The 900-nt window shown below is 45.9% G+C and carries 1 protein-coding gene; it reads right to left on the bottom strand.

The window, feature by feature from the left end; genetic code table 11:
* Nucleotides 1-348 precede the first annotated feature (348 nt).
* Nucleotides 349-900 (bottom strand): transposase (locus M3194_RS30765; RefSeq protein ID WP_251657953.1); only part of this gene is annotated, 552 nt, incomplete at its 5' end.

Here is a 900-nt window from a genome sequence, read left to right as displayed (position 1 = left end):
CTTATTCGCAGGATTTCGCCCTTGCCAGAAAAGAGGAATAAAAGTAAGAGAGCCATTGTAGTAGACCAGAACAACATGAAGGCGTGATGAAATACAGGGAAGGTTATTTCCCCATATTATTCCATATACTGCACGCATTCTCCACGCCGCCCTTGGAGGTTTTCACTCCCATGTCTCAACGGGTCTTTGCCCTCTCATTCCTTCGTTACGCCTGTCCAAGGGGTGGAGGCCGGTCTTGCTATCGTTACGGGTCCGTGCCCTTTGGTTCAAAACATCCGGTACTCCGTGCTTTCTTTTGAAGTCCTGCGAATAGGCCAACATTCGTACAACGAAACGGTAAAATATTGCTTAAGCTGCTAGTTGAATTGGCATTGTCTTATGAGGATTATAGGCTTCATTGCTGCGTGCCATTCCAACGAGTATTCGGGCCAATTTACCACACAGTTTCATAAGCGACCTCATTTTCTTCATCTTTTTCACCTGCACATTGTACGCATGTATCGCTTTGAATTCTGGGTTATTCCCAACCATACTCAAGGTCATCATGTAAATAAATCGACGGAGGCGGGATCGTCCACGTTTGCTAATCTTCATTTGTCCTGTCCATTTGCCTGAGCTTGCTTCTGCAAGGTTGAGGCCAGCGTGCCGAAGCAGTGCATTGCCGTGAACAAAGCCACTTAAATCCCCGGCTTCACCCAGAATACCAGCTAGGGAAATGGCGCTAATTCCTTTAACAGCAAGCATAGATTTAGCAAAAGGAATACGATCTAAAACAGCAATAATCTCTGCTTCTACTACTTGCAACTGTTGGCAAGCAAGGTCATATTCAGCAAGTAGCTGCTTTAAATGGAGCTTGTACGCGTGCGTAGCCTGTTTGGAACCAACAGAATGACTAGCAAG

Origin of the sequence: Paenibacillus glycanilyticus, assembly GCF_023715145.1 — a bacterium.
Taxonomy (GTDB): domain Bacteria; phylum Bacillota; class Bacilli; order Paenibacillales; family Paenibacillaceae; genus Pristimantibacillus; species Pristimantibacillus glycanilyticus_A.
This window is presented reverse-complemented; position numbering and strand designations above follow the sequence as displayed.